Origin of the sequence: Bartonella sp. PS7NMGDW (genome assembly GCF_042193585.1) — a bacterium.
Lineage (GTDB): Bacteria > Pseudomonadota > Alphaproteobacteria > Rhizobiales > Rhizobiaceae > Bartonella > Bartonella grahamii.
On sequence record NZ_JBHILX010000055.1, the window covers coordinates 1 to 2,195 of the forward strand.

The following is a 2,195-nucleotide window of genomic DNA, read 5'->3' on the forward strand; positions in this document are numbered from 1 at the left end:
TAGAACTGTTGGGTAATTCGTCGTTTAACCTTATCCATAACAACAAAGTCGTTAGCAGTCTAAACACAACCGGAAGCTCGCTTAAAGGACCACTTAAAATCGATGGTGATGTTGTCTATACCAAGGCGCAAGTGGATGCAGCTATCTTGGCAGGGATAAAGAGTCTTAAAAAAGATTTGATCGATAAAATCACAAATTGGCTGGCTCTTGCTGATGCTGAATTGCTGTATACGCAAGATGGGAAAATTCAATGGCCAGACTGGGTAACGGATAAAACCAAAGTCGAAATTACAGCCTGGGGTGGCGGCGGCAGTGGTGGGGGTGGTTATTCTTATTACTTAGGAGGCGGTGGCGGCGGTGGCGGTTGTACGGTATGGTATGGTTATAAAGCGAGTTTAAAGGGTCATGAGAATATCGCTATTGGTAAAGGAGGAGATTCTGTTTCAGGGCGGACTGTAACAGGTAAGTCTGGAGGAATAACAGCCGTTGGAAAGAATTTTATTACCGCTACAGGAGGAAAGGGGGGTGGGGGTGTTTCTGCCTATCAATCTCACACGGGATTTGGTGGTAGTACGACTACCTTCTATTCAGGCACTGGTGGCGCTGGAGGTACAGGTGGAAACTTTGGTTTAGCAACAGACGAACATCTAGGAATCGCCAAAGGCGGAAATGGTTATGCTGGAACGAATGGAATTACGAGTAAAACAAGTGGGAATGGAGGCGATGCTGGAGGTGATACATCACGTGGTGGCGCTGGAGGACTAGGCAAAGGTTCCTATAGTTCAGGAAAAGCGGGGCGTGGTTTTGGTGGTGGCGGTGCTGGTGCTCATGACGATTCTTCTCCAAGTGGTGCTGGAGCTGATGGCGCTGTTCTTATAAGATTATGGAAAGAATAAATGGATGCACAAGTAACCAAGATATGACAGAAGTCAAATGGATAGCTGTTCTATAAGCAGGCTTATATGTTTTTAAGTCCTTTTATCGCTCTTTAAAAGCCCTTTGAAAGGGCTTTTTTGACTGACAGTGTCAGGCTTATGGAGCATGGTGATGGTTGTTATTCTCTCTTCATTGATTTGGAGAGCAAGATGGCAACAGAATTTAATCATGGGATACGCATTGTAGAGGCTGGTGAGGATTCCCGTCCCTTAGCAACATTTGATCAGACCGCTATTGGTGCGGTTGTCACAGCCCCTGATGCTGACAACCAAGTTTTTCCCCTCGACGAGCCTGTGTTAGTTTTTACACATGAGGGTGAGAAAATCCAAAAGCTTGGGACAAGAGGCACAGCTCTTGATGTTATCAATGCCGTGCGTGCGCAAGGGATTGAGGCACAAATTATTCTTGTGCGAGTGGAAGAAAAATCAACCATTGCTGAGACACAAACTGAGATGGTGGGATCAAACGCTCATTTGACCGGTGTGCATGCTTTATCGCATGCTAGAGGTCATTTAGGGGTAGAGCCTGGGATTTTATTGGCACCGGCTTATAGTGCAGGGCGCCTTGATAATGGTAAAAACCCCGTGGCGGATGCCTTGGAACAGGTGGCAGAAAAGCTACAAGCGATTGCCGTGTTTGATACGGGTGGTAAAAATGCGGAAGAAAGTCTTGCCTATCGTGCAGATTTTTCCTCACGCTTTTGTTATTTGATTGATCCCTTTGTACGGGTGGCAAATAGTGATGGGGGTGTTAGTGTTAAACCCGCAAGTCCTTTTGCTGCCGCCATGTTTATCAAACGTGATAAGCAAAGGGGTGGTGTTTTTTGGTCTCCCTCCAACCAAGATGTTAAAGGCATTTTAGGCACGGCGCGCCCGATTAGCTATTTTGATGGCGAAATCGATCATGAGGCAAATCGCCTCAACCAAGCCGATATTGCTACCTTTATTCCAGCACGACTTAGTCAAAATGCGCATGGAAAAATTGCTGCCAATGGACGTATTTTATGGGGGAATCATACCACCTCTAGTGATCCACTCTGGCGTTTTGTCAATGTGGTGCGCACCCGTGCAGCTTTGGAAAAAACGATCATCAACAATTTCCGCCCTTGGGCGAATGATGAGAATCTGACCGGTCAACATGTTATTGCCATTACCCGCAGCCTCACGCAGTTTCTTGATGATATGATTGCGCGTGGAGCGCTTTTGGGTGGGCGGGTTTGGTTTGACCGCGATTTAAATTCCAACAGCACTTTACAATTG

1 protein-coding gene and 1 pseudogene are annotated in these 2,195 nt (G+C 46.5%); both read left to right on the forward strand.

Annotated elements, in window-relative coordinates:
* Positions 1–896, forward strand: a pseudogene (locus tag ACFIKJ_RS09040) (hypothetical protein); the annotation flags it as partial.
* 189 nt (positions 897–1,085) lie between these two features.
* Positions 1,086–2,195 (forward strand): phage tail sheath subtilisin-like domain-containing protein (locus tag ACFIKJ_RS09045; protein WP_375670522.1); only part of this gene is annotated, 1,110 nt, incomplete at its 3' end.